The 1,461-nt window shown below is 68.4% G+C and carries 2 protein-coding genes; one reads left to right on the forward strand and one right to left on the reverse strand.

From position 1 onward, the window contains the following. Window positions 1–404 precede the first annotated feature (404 nt). On the forward strand, window positions 405–728 hold the full coding sequence (locus Q9R27_RS18680) for a hypothetical protein (RefSeq protein ID WP_311253915.1): 324 nt from the start codon (window positions 405–407) through the stop codon (window positions 726–728). Between the two features lie 47 nt (window positions 729–775). Here the strand turns inward: Q9R27_RS18680 and Q9R27_RS18685 are convergent, their stop codons facing one another. Continuing rightward, a complete protein-coding gene (locus Q9R27_RS18685) occupies window positions 776–1,447 on the reverse strand; it encodes an MBL fold metallo-hydrolase (protein ID WP_311253916.1) in 672 nt (223 codons plus the stop codon). Between the last annotated feature and the right edge of the window lie 14 nt (window positions 1,448–1,461).

The following is a 1,461-nucleotide window of genomic DNA, read 5'->3' on the forward strand; positions in this document are numbered from 1 at the left end:
GCTCCTTCTGGATTACGGCCGGCGACCGAACGCGTCGTGCAGTCGGTCGTCCTTGGCCACCCGGCTGAGCTTTCTCCGACGCAGCGTTCCGAGGCGAGATCGCCCGATTGCGTACGGGTTGAGCGCGTTGACCCAGGAAGAGGGGAAGGAGGAGAGTGACGCCATGACCCCGATACGTCGACTACCCCGCAGAGGGTGAAAGCGTCGGTCGCTGCATCATCCTGCCCGGCAGGCAGTACACGCCCGACGGGCCCTTGTTGTTCTTCGCGACTCAGGCGACCCTCACACACCGCTGGGATGTGCGCCAGGTCTGGTGGGCTGCTCCAGAGCGAGGCACTCACTCCGATGAGATCGAGTGGGTTGGGGATCAACTCGACGCTGCCGTCGAGGGGTACCCGGGCCGTGTGCTCGTCGTCGCGAAGTCCCTCGGGACGCTGGCAGCCACTCGTGCATCTGAACGTGGCTACGACGCGGCATGGCTGACGCCCCTGCTGGCCGACCCAGACGCAGCCAAGCCGCTACTCTCGTATCCCGCCTCGCAATACGTGGTCATCGGTTCGGAAGACCCATTCCTGGACCGTGATGTGCTCGGCGCATTGCCGGGCAAAAGCCTGGTCGTGGCAGGCGATCACGTCCTGCGGGTGCCCGGCGATGTCGGTGCCATGGTTGCCAGCCACACCGATTTCGTACGGTCCTTCGAGCGGTGGCTCACCACGCTCCACGAGTAGCGCCGATGCGGATGCACGACCTGATCGGGCCCCGCAGCGGCAAACTGCTACCAGCCGCGCTCGCGCCACTCGGCCAGGTGCGGCCGCTCGTTGCCGAGCACCCCGTCCTTGCCGTGGCCGGGATAGAACCAGGTGTCGTCGGGCAGCGTGCCGAAGATCCTTGTCTCCACGTCGTCGATGAGCTGCGCGAACGCGTCGGCGTCACCGAAGGTCGCGCCGACCCCGCCGGGGAAGAGGGTGTCCCCGGTGAAGGCATGCGGGTGGCCGTCCGGGTCGTCGTACACCAGCACCACCGAGCCGGGGGTGTGCCCGGCGATTGCGATGACCGACAGTTCGACCTCACCGACCGCCACGGTGTCGCCGTGCTTCAACCGCCGCGCCACGGGTGCGCCGGTCTGCTCGGTGATCGCGTCCGCGTCGGGCTCCCCGGCGTACACCGGAGCGCCGGTGGCGGCGACGACCTCGGCCAGCGCCCGGTGGTGGTCCCAGTGCTGGTGGGTCGTGACGATCGCGGCCAGATCGCCGCCGATCAGGTCCAGCAGCGCTGCCGCGTCGTCCGCGGCGTCGACCAGCAGCCGCTCGCCGGTGGCGCGACAGGTCAACAGGTAGGCATTGTTGGCCATCTTCTCGTCCACCGCGAGCTTGGTGATGGTGAGGCCGGCGAGTTCCCGGACCTGGGCGGGCCCGCCGACGGCGACGTCTCCGGTGTAGGTGCTCATGGCGCCCACCCTAA

Source organism: Nocardioides sp. AE5 (assembly GCF_031844485.1).
Taxonomy (GTDB): domain Bacteria; phylum Actinomycetota; class Actinomycetes; order Propionibacteriales; family Nocardioidaceae; genus Nocardioides.

What these genes read in the sequence shown, in the direction of transcription:
- Q9R27_RS18685 (WP_311253916.1), bottom strand. Translation starts at nt 1,447, where the DNA reads ATGAGCACCTACACCGGAGACGTCGCCGTCGGCGGGCCCGCCCAGGTC.